The sequence below is a fragment of the Streptomyces sp. NWU339 genome (assembly GCF_003143855.1).
GTDB lineage: Bacteria > Actinomycetota > Actinomycetes > Streptomycetales > Streptomycetaceae > Streptomyces.
Genome location: NZ_QFRK01000064.1, coordinates 18,891 through 34,613, shown reverse-complemented (window position 1 = coordinate 34,613; position 15,723 = coordinate 18,891). Strand labels below are relative to the sequence as shown.

The 15,723-nt window shown below is 70.9% G+C and carries 13 protein-coding genes and 5 pseudogenes; 14 read left to right on the top strand and 4 right to left on the bottom strand.

Going from position 1 to position 15,723, the window contains the following annotated elements:
- Together DIZ27_RS39030 and DIZ27_RS39025 are read left to right on the top strand one after the other, a co-directional pair.
- Positions 1-370: pseudogene (locus DIZ27_RS39030) on the top strand (NAD(P)H dehydrogenase); the annotation flags it as partial.
- A gap of 580 nt (positions 371-950) precedes the next feature.
- The gene (locus DIZ27_RS39025) at positions 951-1,904 is read left to right on the top strand and encodes a pirin family protein (RefSeq protein WP_109383105.1); all 954 of its coding nucleotides are present in this window, start codon (positions 951-953) and stop codon (positions 1,902-1,904) included.
- Between the two features lie 377 nt (positions 1,905-2,281).
- On the opposite strand, the gene DIZ27_RS46230 is transcribed toward DIZ27_RS39025, so the two are convergent.
- Complete coding sequence (locus tag DIZ27_RS46230; RefSeq protein ID WP_181383914.1) at positions 2,282-2,425, bottom strand: hypothetical protein; 144 nt, start codon at positions 2,423-2,425, stop codon at positions 2,282-2,284.
- Positions 2,426-3,008: 583 nt separating this feature from the next.
- Between DIZ27_RS46230 and DIZ27_RS46615 the strand changes: the two genes are divergently transcribed.
- Positions 3,009-3,206 carry a hypothetical protein gene (locus DIZ27_RS46615; RefSeq protein ID WP_219933701.1) on the top strand — a complete coding sequence of 66 codons (198 nt, stop codon included), beginning with the start codon at positions 3,009-3,011 and terminating at the stop codon, positions 3,204-3,206.
- 218 nt (positions 3,207-3,424) lie between these two features.
- Here the strand turns inward: DIZ27_RS46615 and DIZ27_RS39015 are convergent, their stop codons facing one another.
- Together DIZ27_RS39015 and DIZ27_RS39010 are read right to left on the bottom strand one after the other, a co-directional pair.
- Positions 3,425-3,844 (bottom strand): ATP-binding protein, encoded by a 420-nt coding sequence (locus DIZ27_RS39015; protein WP_181383913.1) that lies wholly within the window; start codon positions 3,842-3,844, stop codon positions 3,425-3,427.
- A gap of 266 nt (positions 3,845-4,110) precedes the next feature.
- Positions 4,111-5,256: a hypothetical protein gene (locus DIZ27_RS39010; protein WP_109383103.1), complete on the bottom strand. Its 1,146-nt coding sequence runs from the start codon at positions 5,254-5,256 to the stop codon at positions 4,111-4,113.
- Positions 5,257-5,763: 507 nt separating this feature from the next.
- On the opposite strand from DIZ27_RS39010, the gene DIZ27_RS39005 reads away from it, so the two are divergent.
- Together DIZ27_RS39005 and DIZ27_RS39000 are read left to right on the top strand one after the other, a co-directional pair.
- Positions 5,764-6,279 (top strand): hypothetical protein, encoded by a 516-nt coding sequence (locus tag DIZ27_RS39005; protein ID WP_258308761.1) that lies wholly within the window; start codon positions 5,764-5,766, stop codon positions 6,277-6,279.
- A 317-nt stretch (positions 6,280-6,596) separates the two neighbouring features.
- Entirely contained in the window at positions 6,597-7,013 is a 417-nt protein-coding gene (locus DIZ27_RS39000) for an SsgA family sporulation/cell division regulator (protein ID WP_109383101.1), read from the top strand.
- A gap of 381 nt (positions 7,014-7,394) precedes the next feature.
- On the opposite strand, the gene DIZ27_RS38995 is transcribed toward DIZ27_RS39000, so the two are convergent.
- On the bottom strand, positions 7,395-8,057 hold the full coding sequence (locus DIZ27_RS38995; RefSeq protein WP_109383100.1) for a TetR/AcrR family transcriptional regulator: 663 nt from the start codon (positions 8,055-8,057) through the stop codon (positions 7,395-7,397).
- Positions 8,058-8,192: 135 nt separating this feature from the next.
- Between DIZ27_RS38995 and DIZ27_RS38990 the strand changes: the two genes are divergently transcribed.
- From DIZ27_RS38990 to DIZ27_RS38950, 9 genes and pseudogenes are all read left to right on the top strand, one after another.
- Entirely contained in the window at positions 8,193-8,825 is a 633-nt protein-coding gene (locus DIZ27_RS38990) for an FMN-dependent NADH-azoreductase (protein WP_109383107.1), read from the top strand.
- 132 nt (positions 8,826-8,957) lie between these two features.
- Positions 8,958-9,341, top strand: coding sequence for a DUF6069 family protein (locus DIZ27_RS38985; protein ID WP_109383099.1), 384 nt, complete (start codon positions 8,958-8,960; stop codon positions 9,339-9,341).
- 90 nt (positions 9,342-9,431) lie between these two features.
- Positions 9,432-9,652, top strand: a pseudogene (locus DIZ27_RS38980) (IS6 family transposase); the annotation flags it as partial.
- A gap of 226 nt (positions 9,653-9,878) precedes the next feature.
- A pseudogene (locus DIZ27_RS38975) lies at positions 9,879-11,074 on the top strand (IS110 family transposase).
- A 16-nt stretch (positions 11,075-11,090) separates the two neighbouring features.
- Positions 11,091-11,579: pseudogene (locus DIZ27_RS38970) on the top strand (IS6 family transposase); the annotation flags it as partial.
- A 420-nt stretch (positions 11,580-11,999) separates the two neighbouring features.
- Positions 12,000-12,410, top strand: coding sequence for a hypothetical protein (locus DIZ27_RS38965; protein ID WP_146229073.1), 411 nt, complete (start codon positions 12,000-12,002; stop codon positions 12,408-12,410).
- 481 nt (positions 12,411-12,891) lie between these two features.
- Positions 12,892-13,121: pseudogene (locus tag DIZ27_RS38960) on the top strand (CoA-transferase); the annotation flags it as partial.
- An 84-nt stretch (positions 13,122-13,205) separates the two neighbouring features.
- A complete protein-coding gene (locus DIZ27_RS38955; RefSeq protein ID WP_109383106.1) occupies positions 13,206-14,750 on the top strand; it encodes an FMN-binding glutamate synthase family protein in 1,545 nt (514 codons plus the stop codon).
- Positions 14,751-14,825: 75 nt separating this feature from the next.
- Positions 14,826-15,608 carry a S9 family peptidase gene (locus tag DIZ27_RS38950; RefSeq protein WP_109383097.1) on the top strand — a complete coding sequence of 261 codons (783 nt, stop codon included), beginning with the start codon at positions 14,826-14,828 and terminating at the stop codon, positions 15,606-15,608.
- Positions 15,609-15,723 lie beyond the last annotated feature (115 nt).

The following is a 15,723-nucleotide window of genomic DNA, read 5'->3' as shown; positions in this document are numbered from 1 at the left end:
GCACACCCGCTTCGGCAACATCGCATCGCAGCTCAAGCCGTTCACCGTCACCCGCGGCGGCCTGTGGGCCCAGGGCAAGCTCGCCGACAAGGTCTACAGCGGCTTCACCGCCACCTCCACCGCCCACGGCGGCCAGGAGTCCACCCTGCTCGCGCTGTACMACTCCGTCCACCACTTCGGCGGCATCCTCGTGGCCCCCGGCTACACCGACCCCGCCAAGTTCGCCGACGGCAACCCCTACGGCACCTCCCACGTCGACGCCCAGGGCAACAACCCGGTCGACGACACCACCCGCACCGCCGCCCGCGTCCAGGCCGAGCGCGTCGTCAAGATCGCTTCCGGTCTCAAGGCCGGCCTCGCCGCCGCCTGAGTCGGCTCCTTCTCCGGGAGCGGGCCGGAGCCCGGCCCGTCGGCCGCACAACGGGGTGCGGCCGACGGGCCGTCACGGATCCGACCGATCCGCGCCCAGCCCGGCAAACAGGCGCCCGCCCTTTGCCGTGCGCTCAAGCGGGTACGTCCCCCGCGGACTGCACGTCACGACAGACGCGAGCGCCCCACCCGGCGACCCGGTGGAAGGATGCGATGCTGGCAGCCCCTCGCTCGTCCCGCCCCGCCCACATCCATCGAAGCCCGCCGGCCGTACCCGCTCCCGACAATCAACGAACGCGCCAGAAGTCCTCACACGCCGCATGCCCGGGTTTCGCGCCTCAACGGCACCGGCTGCCCGTACTCATCGCCGCCTCTGCCCCCTATGGGCTCGTTCCGCCACGCGCCGGAAGCGAGCCGCGCCACCTGGCGTTCCCGGTCACCGCGGCGTACACCAACCCCCCGGGCGCGCCGAGCCGCGCCCGCACCGGCACAAGGATGCGGAATACCTCGAGGTGCCGCGCAGCCGCACCGAACCCATCCTTGATGTGCCCGGGGAACGACAGGAAGAAAGAGGTCTTGTGATGAGCGGACCGGTCAGCACGGTCGACGCGCCTGCCGATCAGGCCGACACCGGCCATCCCGCCCCGCCCTGCCTGGAGGTGAGCGACAGCCGGGAGGCGACCGTCGGCGCGATCCGGGTGCGCCGGGCCCTGCCCCGTCGGGGCCGCCGCACGGTGGGTGCCTGGTGCTTCGCCGATCACATGGGACCGGCCGACGTCACCGAGAACAGCGGCCTGGACATCGGCCCGCACCCCCACATCGGCCTGCAGACCGTCACCTGGCTGACCGACGGCCAGGTCCTCCACCGCGACAGCCTCGGCTCCGAACAGGTCATCAAACCCGGCCAGCTCAACCTGATGACCTCCGGCAGCGCCGTCTCCCACGCGGAGGAGGCCACCGGCCACTACCGCGGCACCCTGGAGGGCATCCAGCTGTGGACCGCCCTTCCGGAGAGCACCCGGCACGGCCAACCGGCCTTCGAGCACCACGCGGAGCTGCCGCGGGCCGACCTCGACTCCGGAGCCGGCGCCGCGACCGTCCTGATCGGCGACTTCGGCGGCCTGGCCAGCCCGGCCCGCCGCGACACCCCGCTCGTCGGCGTCGAGTTGGATCTGCGGGCGCCGGCCACGGTCCCCCTGCGTCCGGACTGGGAGTACGCGCTCGTCGTTCTCCAGGGTGCCGTCGCCGTCCGTGACCAGCCCCTGCATCCCGGCCGGCTCGGCTACCTCGGCGAAGGACGCGACGAACTGCCCCTGGAGGTCCGTGAACCCACCCGGGTCATGCTCCTGGGCGGTGAGCCCTTCCCCGAGCCGATCCTCATGTGGTGGAACTTCGTCGGCCGCAGCCGCGAGGAGATCGACGCCGCCTATGCCTCCTGGGCCCGCCGGGACGACCGTTTCGGCCGCGTGGAATCCTCCCTGCCTCTCATCCCGGCCGCGGCCCCCTTCTGGCAGCGGACCCCGGGGGCCCGATGAGCACGACACCGCCCGGGGACCGGGGGTGGATGGTCGGCGCACACGTGAACGTGGTTCTGCAAGTTTTTCGTAGCCGGAGGTCACCCCGGCGCGGCGGTCGGCCGGTCCGCGTAGTGGGCAGCCTCTTACCGTGGCCTGTTGAACTACGTTATCCGTCACCACACTTGGCGGATGTGCGGATGGTCTCAGTCGATGTTTCCGACCCTGTCGGGGTGGTGCGGGCCCGCACGCGGTCTCGTGCTCCAGCGGGTTGTACGGGGCGCGGCACGCTGAGCGAGTGGAGCCACAGCCGCTATGTGCGGCATCTCGCCGATGTCGCGTTTAGCGGTCGGCCGGTCCGGATCGACTTGAGCGTGTGCTACCAGCGGCGCACCTCGCTACTGAAGCACCTGGTCGAGGCGGTCGGGGTCCTGCCGGCCGGCCGGAGCGGGGCCCGGATGGGGCCGCATCCCGAACGTCACGCTCTCGCGGTGCACCGTGCTCTCCCAGCTGCTGCGGGGGCCGCTGCCCCTGCTGGTCACACCCCGAGTCCTGGGGGTGGATGACTTTGCGCTGTGCGGCGACGCCCGCGGCACCCTCCTGGTCGCCGCCGAGACCAGGCTCCCGCTGACGCTCTGGGAAGGCAGAGGCGCCGAACAGCTCGGCCGATGGCTGCGCGGACATCCGGGAGTGGAGACTGTCTGCCGGGACGGCTTGCTCGCCCACCGGCGGGGCATTGCCGACGGCGCCCCCGGCGCCCTCCAGGTCAGCGACCGCTCCGCCTGGGGCAGGGTCTGTCCCGACGCGTTCAGGAAATTGCCGCCGCTCACTGCAGCTGCCTGCCCGCAGCCCGCGAGCCCGGGCTGGACCGCCGCACGGTACGCAAGTGCGCCCGGGCCTGGCCCGAGGTGGTCCGCCGGGCTTCGCGCCGCCCCTCCACCCTCGACCTGTACCTCGACCACCTGCGGCAACGCTGGGATGAGGGCGAACACAACGCCAAGATCCTTCACCAGGAACTCCTCACCCAGGGCTACCTGGGCCGCTGTCAGCGGGTGAAGACAGCCCTCGCGCCCCTGCGGCGCGGCCTGCCCCTGGATGAGCCGCGCGAGCGACCGCCCTCCCCGCGTGAAGTCGCTCGTCGGTATCGCCACAGCCCTGCGTGAAGACCAGCGCGCCGTTGCCCAGGGAGTCACCCCCTGCTGCAACTCCGGCGTCAACGAGGGCCGCATCACCGGCGGGAAGCTCCAGAAACGCATCATGGCAGGACGCGCCGCGTCCCACTCCTCTGCCACCGAGTCGTCCTGCGCCACCGAGTCGTCCTGATCGCTCATCTACGCCGCCGCTGTGCGGACCGGCCGACCACCGCGCCGAGGTGATCTCCGGCTACGAAAATCTCGCCAGAGCCACTTCAGCTCGTACGCCGACAGCGGGAGCCGGCCCGGGCAGGAGAGTGGGGCGATCGGCGGCGGCTCCCGGAGGGGCGGGGGCCGGCCGTCCGGCGGACGCGTGGTGCCTCCTTCGGCGTGTGCCGTGCCGGCGGGTCAGGAGGGGCCGATCTGTGCCCAGCGGATGCATCCGCGCCGGTCGCGGCGGGGCCCGGTACCCCACCGGGAGGCGAGGGCGGCCACGATCAGGCGTCCTCGGCCGTGCTCGTCGGGGTCGCGGTCGGGGTCGGCGGGGGAGCGGGTGGGGCCCCCGTCGGTGACCTCCACGCGGACCGCGGGCTGTTCGGTGTTGCGGACGAGCCGCCAGGTGATGTGGATGTCGGGGCGGGCGTGGGTGAGGGCGTTGCTGACCAGTTCGGCGACGACGACCTCGGTGCGGCAGGTGTACTCGTCGGTCAGGCCCCAGTCGTGCAGGAGCCGCCGGGTGAGCCGCCGGGCCCGGGCGGGGGCGTCGGCGGTGCAGGGCAGCGACCAGGTGAGGGAGCGGTCCGGTGGGCGCGTCATGGCAGTGGTCATGGGGAGGGCCTTTCGCGAGGAGCGCCGCCCGCCGCAGCGGGAGGCACGGACGACCCGGGATATTTGTTCAATCTTCAACATACTCGGTCGGCGGGGGTGGCGGCACTCGGGGGATGCGGTGTGCTCCACGTGGCATGTGCCTGGGAAGGTGCTTGCCGGGCCGGGCCGCCAGCGGGCCGGCCGGTGTCCGGCCCGCCGCTGCACCGAGCCGGTCCACCGGCCGTCCCGGCAGGACGGGTGGGCCTGCGAGACGGCGGGCCGGGCGGTCAGAAGCGGGGGAACCGGGTGGTGGGCGCGCTCTTCGTCATCGGCGTCACCGGGGCCATCGGCTCTGCTGCCCCGGCGCGGTCCAGGTCGGACAGGAGCCGTTCCGCGTCGGTGACCAGCGATCCGTAGATGTGCCAGGCTCCGGGTTCGCTCAGGGCGCCGCGTGCCACGAGTCCGGTCATGCGGTCATGCCAGCCCTGGGCCTGCTCGAGCGCGGTGCGCAGCCGTCTGCCGGCGTCGGTGTGCTCCGGATCGGCTGCCCGGTTCACTTCGGCGAAGTCCTGCACGGCCTGTCCGGCCAGTTCGAGCGTCCGGGCGTACTGGTCGGTGAACGACTGTCCCAGGCGGAGGTCGTCCCGGGGTGCGTCCACGGTGTCGACCAGGGTCCGGGCGATCCCGCGCACCTGCAGTGATATCCCGTGCAGGACGAGGAGCGCATGGCCGCCGGTTCCGGGCCGCCGGGGCCCGTGTACGGAGCAGCGGAGGTTCCAGCGCAGGCTGTCCTCGGCCAGCCGCACCTGGTCCTGCGCCTCGGCGATCTCCTCCTCGAGTTGACGCGCTCTCGACAGCCAGACCCGCGCGTGGCTGGTCCGCTGGTGCCTGCGCAGGCCGCGGCCCATGTCGCACAGCAGCAGGCTGGTGGCCCGGGCCAGCCGGCGCACCGCGGTCCGGGAGTCGGCCACATGCACGGGGGGCAGGATCAGGGCATGGACGGCCGTGCCCACGACGGCACCGGCCACGGTGGCCAGCGCCAGGAGGGCGAGGTCGCGCACCGGCATCGCCGCTGCGGCCGTCAGGGTGAGCAGCGCGGTGGAGGCGACCTGGAGATGGTCGTCGAAGGCGCGGCGCCCGCGGGCCGCCAGGATGATGGCCAGGACCGCCATGATGCTCCCGGCGGTGGGGCCCAGCCACCAGGCGGTGGCGATGGCCAGAGTCACCCCGGCCACCTGGATCGCCACCCGGCGCACGGCTTCGATCATCGAGTGGTGCACCGTCGAGGTGTTGACCACGAGCAGGGCCGTGGCGACGGCCAGGAACTGGGGCCGCCCCTGCCCCCACGGGGCGCTCGCCTGCCAGGCGAGCAGCGCGGCGGTCAGATTCTTGCCGCCGTGGGACAGGATGCGCCCGCCCTGGCGGGCGGCCACGGATCTGACCAGGCGCGCCAGCGCCGGCCACCCGGGAGGCGGGGTCGGCGACCTCCTCCCCGAATTGGTTGAATGTTGCACGAAATGCAGAATGTCATTTTCCGCCGGGTTTGACCAGCGGTGTCCCCGCGGTCCGGCGGAAGCCGGCCGCACCGGTCGCGGCCGGCCGGGCACGGCGCCGCGAGCGGCGCGTCGGCGGGTCGATGTGCTCGGGTGGCGGCCGCCGCCGCGTGCCGGCACCCCTGCCGGTGGGACGGACTGTGTTCCGCCTCCGATCGGTGGCGACTTCTTCGCGCCCGTCGATGCGATTGATTCCGGCCGCGCGAAGGTTGCGAGAGGCTGGATTATTTCCCTCCACAGGGGGCGGTATCGGTGAAATAGCCCACACAGCGGAAAGTTTATCCTTCAACCATCTCGGGGTAGTTTCGGCGGTACCCCACCACTTCGGGGCACCGTCCGACGCCTCACGGATCGGGGCGTCGGCATGGCATTCAAGGAGGAATGATCATGAGTCGCATCTTCGGAAGGCGGGTCGCCACCGCGGCCGCCTCGGTGGCAGTCGCGGCGGGCGCGGTGCTCGCCGCGGGCGGTACCGCCTCGGCATCGCCCCACCCCGACGCCCAGCGCGTCGCCGCCGTCTCCTACGCCACGGACAACGACCGGCATGACCGTGACCGGCACGACCGGGACCGTCACGACCGCAACCGCGACCGTGGCAAGGACCGGGACCGGCACGACCGCGACCGGCACGACCGCGACCGGCACGACCGGCACAACAACCGCGACCGGAACCGCGGCAACGACCGCGACTGGGACCGGAACTGGCACAACAACCGCGACCGTGACTGGAACCGCGACAACGACCGGGACCGGCACGACCGGGTTCGGCACGACCGGGACAACGACCGTGACCGCAACCGGCACGACCGGGTTCGGCACGACCGTGGCTGGGACCGGGACCGGCACGACCGCGACCGGCACGACCGTGGCTGGGACCGGGACCGCGGCAACGATCGCCGCTGACGGCGAGGGCCGGTGACCACCGGTCCGCTGATCAGCAGCGCGCACGCACCGTCCGCATTGGCTCATGTCCGACAACGACGTCGCGTATGAGCGGCCGCGGCCGAGACCGGCAGCAGGCGACCGGGCGGGGTGCGCCCAGACCACCAGGGGCGGGGTTCAGTGCGACTGCAGGCGCACCGATCCCCGCCCCGGGCATGTCGTCGCCCGATGCACGGGCGGCGGCCGGAACACGAACCCCCGCACCGGGACCGCCGACAGAACCGCCCGGAGAGAGCCTCCAGCGAGCGCCGTCCGGATCGAGAGACAAGAGAAAGTCCATGAAGAACTTCGTCGAGCAGGAGTGCGAGATGCGCCTGCTGGTCGCGCCGGGTTGCAGCATCGGCGTAGCGACCCGCCTGTCCTACGACCCGCGCGACCCCTACGCCGTCCACGTCGACTTCCACACCGGCTTGCACGCCCCGGTGACCTGGCTGTTCGCCCGCGAGCTGCTGGCCCAGGGCGCGTTCGGGCCCTGTGGGCAGGGCGACGTGCGGATCTGGCCCGTCGGCGCCGGGGCGCGCCGCATGCTGTGCATCGCGTTGGCCGCCCCGGACGGGCAGGTCTTGCTCCAGGCCCCGTCCGCCATGGTGGAGCGGTGGCTGCAGCGGACCTACCAACTGGTGCCCCCGGGCCACGAGACGAGGCTGATCGATGTGGAGCAAGGACTGCGCGGACTGCTCGGCGAAAGCGCCTGAGGGCCGCGATCACCGGGTGGACATCAAGACCGCCGGCGACCACCCGGCCGCGCCCCGGGCCCGCGACGAGGCCGCCGGGGGCGGAGGCGGGGCGCCTCGAGGCACAGACGCAGACGTTCCCGCCACGCGGCGCGCACTCGCTGAGCAGCGGGCCGCCGAGGCGCTCGCCGCAGCCGCGACCGCCCGGGAGAGGGCCGCGCGGAGGCCGCCGCGCAGACGGCGGAGGACTACGCCCCGCCGCGAGTGCAACACGCCGCGTCGCCCGGGTGCTCGTCGCCGCCCACCCGTGCCGGACCCCTGGCTCTGGCACCCGCGGCGCGCAGGCGGAAGGCGCGGTGGGCCCGTCGGTGGTTCGCGTCGGTAGTGGTGCGGAGCGCGAGCTTACGGTCGGGCTGTGCGTTCGGCTGCCTGGCCGGGGCCGGTGGGGCGGTTCGCCCGGACGATGCTCTCGATGAGGGTCTGCCAGCTGTCGGCGAGGGGGGCGAAGGTGCCGGCTGCCGACACGGGGCCGGGGTCGGTCGGGAACATGTACAGCAGCAGGGGTCCATCGAGGGCGGCGGTGAGTTGGAGGGCGAGGCTGTCCAGGTCGGGCACGTCCAGGCGGGCCTGCTTGAGGAGCATGCGGATGTGGAGCCGGGTCATGGCCCCCCCGCCCGCCGGGGTCGGCTGGTGGGGGTCGAGGGAGGCCCGTGCGATGTCGAAGTGGTCCACGAGGAAGGCGGTGCGGGCGCGGCCGTAGGCGATCAGGCGCTGCACCGGGTCCACGCCCGGCCCCAGCGGAGGGGGGCCGGACAGCACTTGTTCCTGGAAGCGGTGCTCGTCGTCGTCGAGGAGCGCCACGAAGATGCCAGCGCGGGTGCCGAAGCGGCGGAAGACGGTGCCTTTGCCCAGGCCGGCGCGTTCGGCCAGGCCGTCCATGGTCACCTTTCCCACTCCGAGCTCCGCGATCATGTCACGGGCCGTCTCCAGCAGGTGCTCGCGATTGCGCGCCGCGTCGGCGCGTTCACCGCGCGGCTTCCCGAAGGGCACGACAGGCAGATTCACAGGCTCAACCTACCTGCAGGAACACAAGCGGGGTAAAGTCCGCTTATGCTGGAGCGGGACATGGCACCGGCCGACGACCGGGCCGCGGTCCCCCGTCATGCCGCTTTCGCGGCCCTCTTTTCAGGAGCCACCCTCGTGAACCTGTTCCGCCTGGACGCCAGCATCCTCCCGGCCGCCTCCGCCAGCGCCGAGATCGCCGACCGCGCTGAGACCGAATGGACCGCCGCGCACCCCACCGGCACGGTGATCCGCCGCCACCTGGGCACCGACCCGCTGGCCGCCGACGCCTGGGGCCTGGCCACCACGGCCGGCTTCACCCCCGAGGCCGACCGGACCCCCGCCCAGAAGGGCGCGCTCGCCCTGGCCGCCACGCTGGTCGAGGAGCTCCAGAGCGCCGACGCCGTGATTTTGGCCGTGCCGTTCTACAACTTCGGCGTCTCCCAGCACTTCAAGGCCTGGGCCGACCTGGTGATCGCCGGCTCGGGCCCCGGTGCCCCGCTGCTGAAGGGCACGCCCACCGTGCTGATCACCACGGTGGGCGGCGGCTACGGTCCCGGCACCCCGCGGGAGGGCTGGGACCACTCCACCCCCTACCTGGAGCGTGTCGTCCGCGACGTCTGGCAGGCCGACCTCACCCTCATCAAGCGTGAACTCACTCTCGCCGCCTCCACCCCCGGCATGGAGAGCCTGAAGGGCCTTGCCGAGCAGCAGCACTCCGACGCCCTGGCCGCCGCCCGCGACGCCGGGCGGGCACTCGCCGGAAACTGACCTCCCTGGCGGTGACGGCCAGGCCCGCACCGCCGGCGCCGTCTGCCGGACATGGTGACGGTATCGGGTCAACCATGTCCGGCAGGCGCTCCCGTCCCGCCGTTTCCCCCTTCGCACTCGTGAGGACGTCCCGTGCGCACCCGTTCCATAACCACCAAGAACACGATCACCGCCGCCGTGGCCGCGGCCGTGGTCGACCTGGCCGTCTTCGCGATCGGCTCGGCCGCCGGAGCCGACTGGCTGACCAACGCCCCGTACCCGGTTACCTGGATCGTGGTCGTGATCTTCTCGGTGGTTCCGCTCGTGGCCGCCGCAGGGGTGGCGAACCTGATCGTCAGACGCCGGCCCGGCTTCCAGCGCCCCGCAGCATGGGCCGGACTGGCCTTCGCGGTGGTCACCATCGCCGGCTCGCTCCAGGCCCCGCAGATCCTCACCGGAGTCTCCCTCGGTCTGATGCACGTAGTCGTGGGGGCCGCGTGGTTCTTCGTGGCCTGGCCCGGTCGTACACGATCCTGACCCCGCCCCTTTCGGGGCGCTGTCACGTTGGCTGACAGGATGGGAGAATCCTCGGGCTGATCACGATGGAGGAGGCCGTCCGTGGAGGGCATGTCGCCGTCGTACCAGGGGCACCGGTATCCGATCGGGGTGATCTCGCACTGCGTGTGGCTGGACTTCCGCTTCCCGCTCGGTTTCCGTGAGGTCGAGGAGCTGATGCTGGAGCGCGGCGGATCGTCTCCTACGAGACGATCCGCCGCTGGTGCCTGAAGTTCGGTCAGCAGTACGCCAACTCGCTGCGCCGTCGGCAGCCCCAGCCCGGCGACAAGTGGCTCTACCTTCTTGAACGGGTTGGTCCTCCCGTTCGTAGGGTGAGGACACCCGGGGGAGCTGGGTGTGGCTGACAAGTGGCTGCCGTTCGTGGCTTCAGATGCTTGGCCGCTCGGCTCCCCACGACGACTCGGCCGCCGATGGGGAAGTGCGAACAAGTCGCTGTGTAGAGCAATGCCGGCGAGGTCGTCCGTGGTACGCCAGGAAAGAACGACCTGATGGAGCACGATGAGCCGGATATGGGCGGGGACCGACTGTGGCAAGACCCACCACCACTGCCTGGTCCTGGACAGCGAGGGCGACACGCTGCTGTCGCGTCGGGTGGCCAACGACGAGCCGGAACTGCTGAAGCTGATCGGTGACGTCCTGGACCTCGCCGACGGCGGCAAGACGACCTGGGCGCTGGACATGACCGGCGGCGAGCCCGGCCTGCTGATCGCCCTGCTGGTCAACCATGGCCAGGAGCTCGTCTACATCCCCGGCATCGCGGTCAACCGGGCCACCGACAGCTACCGCGGCCAGGGCAAGACGGACGCCCGGGACGCCCCCGTGATCGCCGACCAGGCCCGGATGCGCCGCGACCTCCAGCCGATCCGCCCCGGCGCCGAAGCCACGCTCGAGCTGCGGCTGCTGACCGACCACCGCGTCGATCTGGTCGCCGACCGCACCCGCACCACCAACCGGCTCAAGGCCCTGCTGAACAGCATGTTCCCGGCCCTGGAACGGGCCCTCGACCTGGGTAACGTCGGCCCGCTGGTGCTGCTGACCGGATACCAGACACCGGCAGCGTCCGCCGTGCGGGCAGCCGGCGGCTGACCGCTTGGCTACGCACCCGCAAGGTCTGCAACGCTGCTGCCCTGGCCGAGAAGGTGGTTGAGGCCGCCGAGCGCCGGCACACCGCCGTCGTGGGTGAGAAGGCCATCGCGAAGATGGTGCACACCCTCGCCAAGGAAGTGATGACCCTCAACGAGAAGATCACCGAGACCGACAAACTCATCGAGGGCCGGTTTCGCGAACACGAACTGGCCGACGTGATCCAGTCCATGCCCGGCATCGGCACGATCCTCGGTGCCGAGTTCCTCGTCGCCGTCGGCGGCAGCCTGGACGCCTTCCCCACGGCCGACCGGCTCGCGGCCTTCGCCGGCGTGGCCCCCGCCCCACGCGACTTTGGCCAGGTCAGCGGTAACGATCACCGACCGACGAGATACCACCGCCGCCTGCAGCGCGTCTTCTACATCTCCGCGCTGGTCAGTGTCCAGCGCGACCCCAACTCGCGGAAGTTTTACGACCGCAAGCGCGCCGAGGGGAAACGCCACGTCCAGGCCGTCCTCGCGCTCGCACGCCGTCGCGTCAACGTCCTGTGGGCCCTGATCCGTGACCGACGGTGCTACCAGATCACACCCTCAGTGACAGCAGTGGCTTGACATCAGCATTGGGAAGCACCTGGACGAGGTCTTCGTGAAGATCAACGGCGAGCTGAAGTACCTGTGGCGGGCCGTCGACCAGAACGGCACCGTCCTGGACATCCTCGTCCAGAAACGGCGCAACAAGGCCGCGGCCAGGCGCTTCTTCCGTCGGCTCCTCAAAGGAATCGGGGCCGTGCCGCGGGTGGTGGTCACGGACAAGCTCCGCTCCTACGGCGCGGCCCACCGCCAGGTCACGCCCTCCGTCGAGCACCGCTCGCACCAGGGGCTGAACAACCGGGCCGAGAACTCCCACCAGCCAACGAGGCAGCGCGAGCGCGCCAAGAAGGGCTTCCGCAGCGTCGGCGCAGCGCAGCGGTACCTGGCCGCCTTCAGCGGCATCTCACCCCACTTCCGGCCCCGCCGCCACCTGATGACAGCCTCCGACCACCGCGCCGAGATGACCGTCCGCTTCGCTGTCTGGGAGCAGGTCACCGGCGTCACCGGCCGGCCTGCCGCGGCCTGAGCCCAGGGCCGGCACCCGGCCCCACCACACCTCGACACACCGTCAGACACCCACACACCCAACAACGTGACAACGCCCTTCCGTGCGGTCCGGGGTGGCTTCCTCCTCGCTGCTCGCCCTCGCCGCTGACGGCGCATGCGCCTGAGGTGTGGCGTCGTCCAACGTGGTTGCGGATTCGCCGAGTTGCTTCCCGTGAGGTGGTGTGAGGTGAGCGGATCCTCGACTGCTGCCCGAGGGCCGGCTCGCAACAGTAGGGGTCGTAGAAATATTCCGGCGCAACGACTTTTCGCCAGGTGGTGCACCTCACCGCCAGAAATAGTTCACCATTCAACAAGTTGGGCTAGTGTCTTCAGTGCCTAGCGAGGCAAATACGCGCTAACTCGCCCATTCGCATCGTGGGGTGGGGAAAGGGAGGAAACCGTGGCAAGCAGGACTGTGCGCCGGGTCGCCGTTGCGGTCGCCTCGACCGCCGTCGCGGCAGCCGGCCTTCTCGCCGGCGGCGGCTCCGCCTCGGCGGCGGCGTACCCGAGCGGCAGCCACTCGGGCGTCGCGTCCGCCGTCCGAATCTCTGACCATCACAACGGATACCGGCCCCACCACAGCGGGGACCGACACAGCGCATTCGACGGCCGGGGCGGCGACGATCACGGCTACGGGAAGCGGGATCACGACGGAGGCCGCCACTGGATCCGGTACGACGACCGCGACGGTTACCAGGCGCGGATCGACGAAGGCCGTCGCCAGTGGGTCCTCGACCAGCTCCGCTGGGCCGCGGACCACGGATACGCCCACCAGGGCAGCCTGCAGCACCACGACCGTTCACACGGCTGAGGCCGCGGGCACCGAGGCCGCCACTGCCTGGGCTGCCGTACGCCGGTGGGCAAGTGACGCAGTCCGAGCCACCTCCCTGCGTATGCGGGCGGATGTCACAGGACGGCGGGGGCGGCATTCGGTGTCATGGCCGCTTAAGGGACAGCAGTGGCCATGACACCGAATGCCGCCCCCGCACCAAGCGAAGGTTCCGCAGCCACCGCTGCCACGGCCCGGGCGCCCGCAATTTCAGGAGACAGAGCATGAACCACGGCCGACAGCACCGCCGTTGCCGCTGCCCGCTCCGTGAGCACTGCCGCGCATGGCGACCACCTCGGGGACGGTCACCGTGCTCGCCGGACAGACCGCGTCTTCCGTTGACCACGCGGACCGCGTCGATGCCGGACCCGCCCAGTGATCCCACCGCCCGGGCCCGACACCATCCCGGCCCTCGAACGCACACAGAGCCACAGTCGATTCTGCCGCAGAGGCAGTCGCCGACATCGGCTCAGGAGCATCGCTCGTGGTGGGCGGATTCGGCCTGAGCGGGATCCCTAGTGTTCTCATCACCGCACTGCTGCACACCGGCGTCTCGCAGCTACGGATCGTCTCGGCGTGGACGACGGGGGACTCGGCATCCTGCTGGCCGCCGGCCAGATCTCCCGCGTGGCCGCGTCCTACGTGGGCGAGGACGGCGGCGCCGGCATCCCCGCCTTCTTCCCCCCGCTGGGCCGTGCCCGTCGCCCAACGCCCAACACGACACGTCGACGTCCACCGCATAGCCGGTGGAGTCGAGCATCGAGGAGAGGAACGTTCATGAAAGCCCGGAGGATCGGCGCGGCCACCGCAACAGCAGTGGCACTGGTGACGGCCCGCGATCTCTTCCAGAAGAAGCACGCACTGCTCCGGAACTTCCCGGTGATCGGGCACGCCCGGTACCTGCTGGAGACGATCGGGCCGGAGCTGCGGCAGTACATCGTGACCTCCAACGAGGCGGAGCGCCCGTTCAGCCGTAACCAGCGCACCTGGATCTATGCGTCGGCGAAGGAGGAGAACAACTACTTCGGGTTCGGCACCGAGGTCGACGTCGAGCACGTGCAGGGGCACGTATACCTGAAGCAGCGCACGTTCGCCGACACGCTGCCCGACGCGCAGGACCCGCAGGCCCCACTGCCCTCAGCCAAGGTGCTGGGCGGGCCGCGCGGGCGCGCCAAGGCGTTCCGGCCGGCGAGCGTGGTGAACATCTCGGCGATGAGCTTCGGCTCGCTCTCCGGCGCGGCGATCACGGCGCTCAACAAGGGAGCGGCGCTGGCGGGCACGATGCAGAATACGGGCGAGGGCGGCCTGTCGCCGTACCACCGCAACGGCGGCGACTTGGTGCTGCAGATCGGTACGGCGTACTTCGGCTGCCGCAACGAGGACGGCACCTTCAACCTCGACAAGCTCAAGGATGTGGTCGCCGGCGCCCCGGTCAAGGCGATAGAGATCAAGCTCTCCCAGGGCGCCAAGCCGGGGCTGGGCGGAATGCTGCCGGGCGCGAAGGTGACCCCGGAGATCGCCGAGATCCGCGGCATCCCGCCCGGTAAGGACGCCGCCTCCCCGTCGCGGCACACCGCGTTCAGCGACGTCGATTCCATGCTCGACTTCGTCGAGCTGCTCGCCACCGAGACCGGTCTGCCGGTCGGAGTCAAGAGCGCAGTGGGAGAGATGGACTTCTGGCAGGAGCTGGCCACGCTGATGGCGCGTGGTGACCGTGGTGTCGACTTCGTGACCATCGACGGCGGCGAGGGCGGCACCGGGGCGGCGCCGCTGATCTTCACCGACTCGGTGTCGCTGCCGTTCCGGATGGGCTTCTCCCGGGTCTATGGCACCTTCGCCGAGCTGGGGCTGACCGACGACCTGACCTTCATCGGCTCCGGCAAGCTCGGCCTGCCCGAGAACGCCGCGGTCGCCTTCGCCCTGGGTGCCGACATGATCAACGTGGGTCGTGAGGCGATGCTGTCGATCGGCTGCATCCAGGCGCAGAAGTGCCACACCGACAGGTGCCCCACCGGCGTCGCCACCCAGAACCCGTGGCTGGTCCGCGGCCTCGACCCGACCTCGAAGGCCACCCGGACCGCTGCCTACCTGCGCACCCTGCGCAAGGAGCTGATGAAGGTCTCGTCGGCCATCGGCGTCGCCCACCCGGCACTCATCACAGCCACCGACATCGAGATCATGAACGGCGACTATGACGCCCGCACCCTGGCCGGCGTCTACGGCTACAAGGACGGCTGGGGCAAGCTCGGCCCGCACCTCGCCGAGGAGATCACTGCGCTACTCGCCATGAAGCCGACCTCCGTCCAGAAGCCGACCGCCTGACACGCCGACAGCGACAGGCACCGCGCTCACCACCTCCCCTACCCCCCGAACAGCCCATGCCCAGGTGATCACAACATGACTGAAGAAGTGAGATTCAAGAGCATCGTCGGCCCCGAACTGGCCGGAGTAATTGACCTGCCAGACGGCGAGATCCGGGGCTGGGGAATCTTCGTCCACGGATTCACACTCGGCAAGAACTCGCCGGCCGCTTCGCGGGTCAGCAAGCAACTGGCCCGCGAGGGGATCGGAATGCTGCGCTACGACAACCTCGGGATCGGAGACTCCGACGGCGACTGGGGGGACGGTTCCTTCACCGTCAAGGTCCAGGACACCGTCCGTGCAGCAACTCTGATGGCGGAGCGCGGGACTCCGGCGGATCTGCTGGTGGGGCACTCGTGGGGAGGCGCCGCCGCCATCGCCGCGGCGGCCGAGGCGACCGGCGTCCGCGCGGTCGCCACGATCGGGGCGCCTGTCGACCCCAGCCACGTCGAGAGACAGTACGACGCGGTCATAGATCGCGTTCTCAGTGAAGGGTCGCACGAGTGGTTCGTCGGCGGGAGAACCCTGGTCCTCAAGCGTGCCTTCGTCGACGACGTCCACCATGCCAGCCTGCGCGCCGGGATACGCGAGTTGCGCCTACCACTACTCGTCCTGCATTCGCCTACCGACAACACCGTCGGCATCGCTAACGCCGGAAAGATCTTCTACGAGGCACGACACCCGCGAAGTTTCGTCGCGCTCGACGGAGCAGACCACCTCCTGACCGCCCGAGGACAAGCACAGCGAGCCGCCCACATCATCAGCGCCTGGGCCGACCAGTACATCCACGCGTCACGACCCGGAGTGGGAGTGTCATGAATCAGGGTATGGCCACGGGGCCATGTCGCCCGCGTACTCGGACAGTTGGTGAGGTCGGACCGGGGCGCCCTGCCGGCGTTGCCGTCGGTGGGTTTCCCCGGCCCGCCTCCCGAAC

Coding starts and splice junctions, on each gene's coding strand:
- DIZ27_RS38950 (WP_109383097.1), top strand. CDS start 14,826: ATGACTGAAGAAGTGAGATTCAAGAGCATCGTCGGCCCCGAACTGGCC.
- DIZ27_RS38955 (WP_109383106.1), top strand. CDS start 13,206: ATGAAAGCCCGGAGGATCGGCGCGGCCACCGCAACAGCAGTGGCACTG.
- DIZ27_RS39025 (WP_109383105.1), top strand. CDS start 951: ATGAGCGGACCGGTCAGCACGGTCGACGCGCCTGCCGATCAGGCCGAC.
- DIZ27_RS39005 (WP_258308761.1), top strand. CDS start 5,764: ATGAGTCGCATCTTCGGAAGGCGGGTCGCCACCGCGGCCGCCTCGGTG.
- DIZ27_RS39000 (WP_109383101.1), top strand. CDS start 6,597: ATGAAGAACTTCGTCGAGCAGGAGTGCGAGATGCGCCTGCTGGTCGCG.
- DIZ27_RS39015 (WP_181383913.1), bottom strand. CDS start 3,844: ATGACCACTGCCATGACGCGCCCACCGGACCGCTCCCTCACCTGGTCG.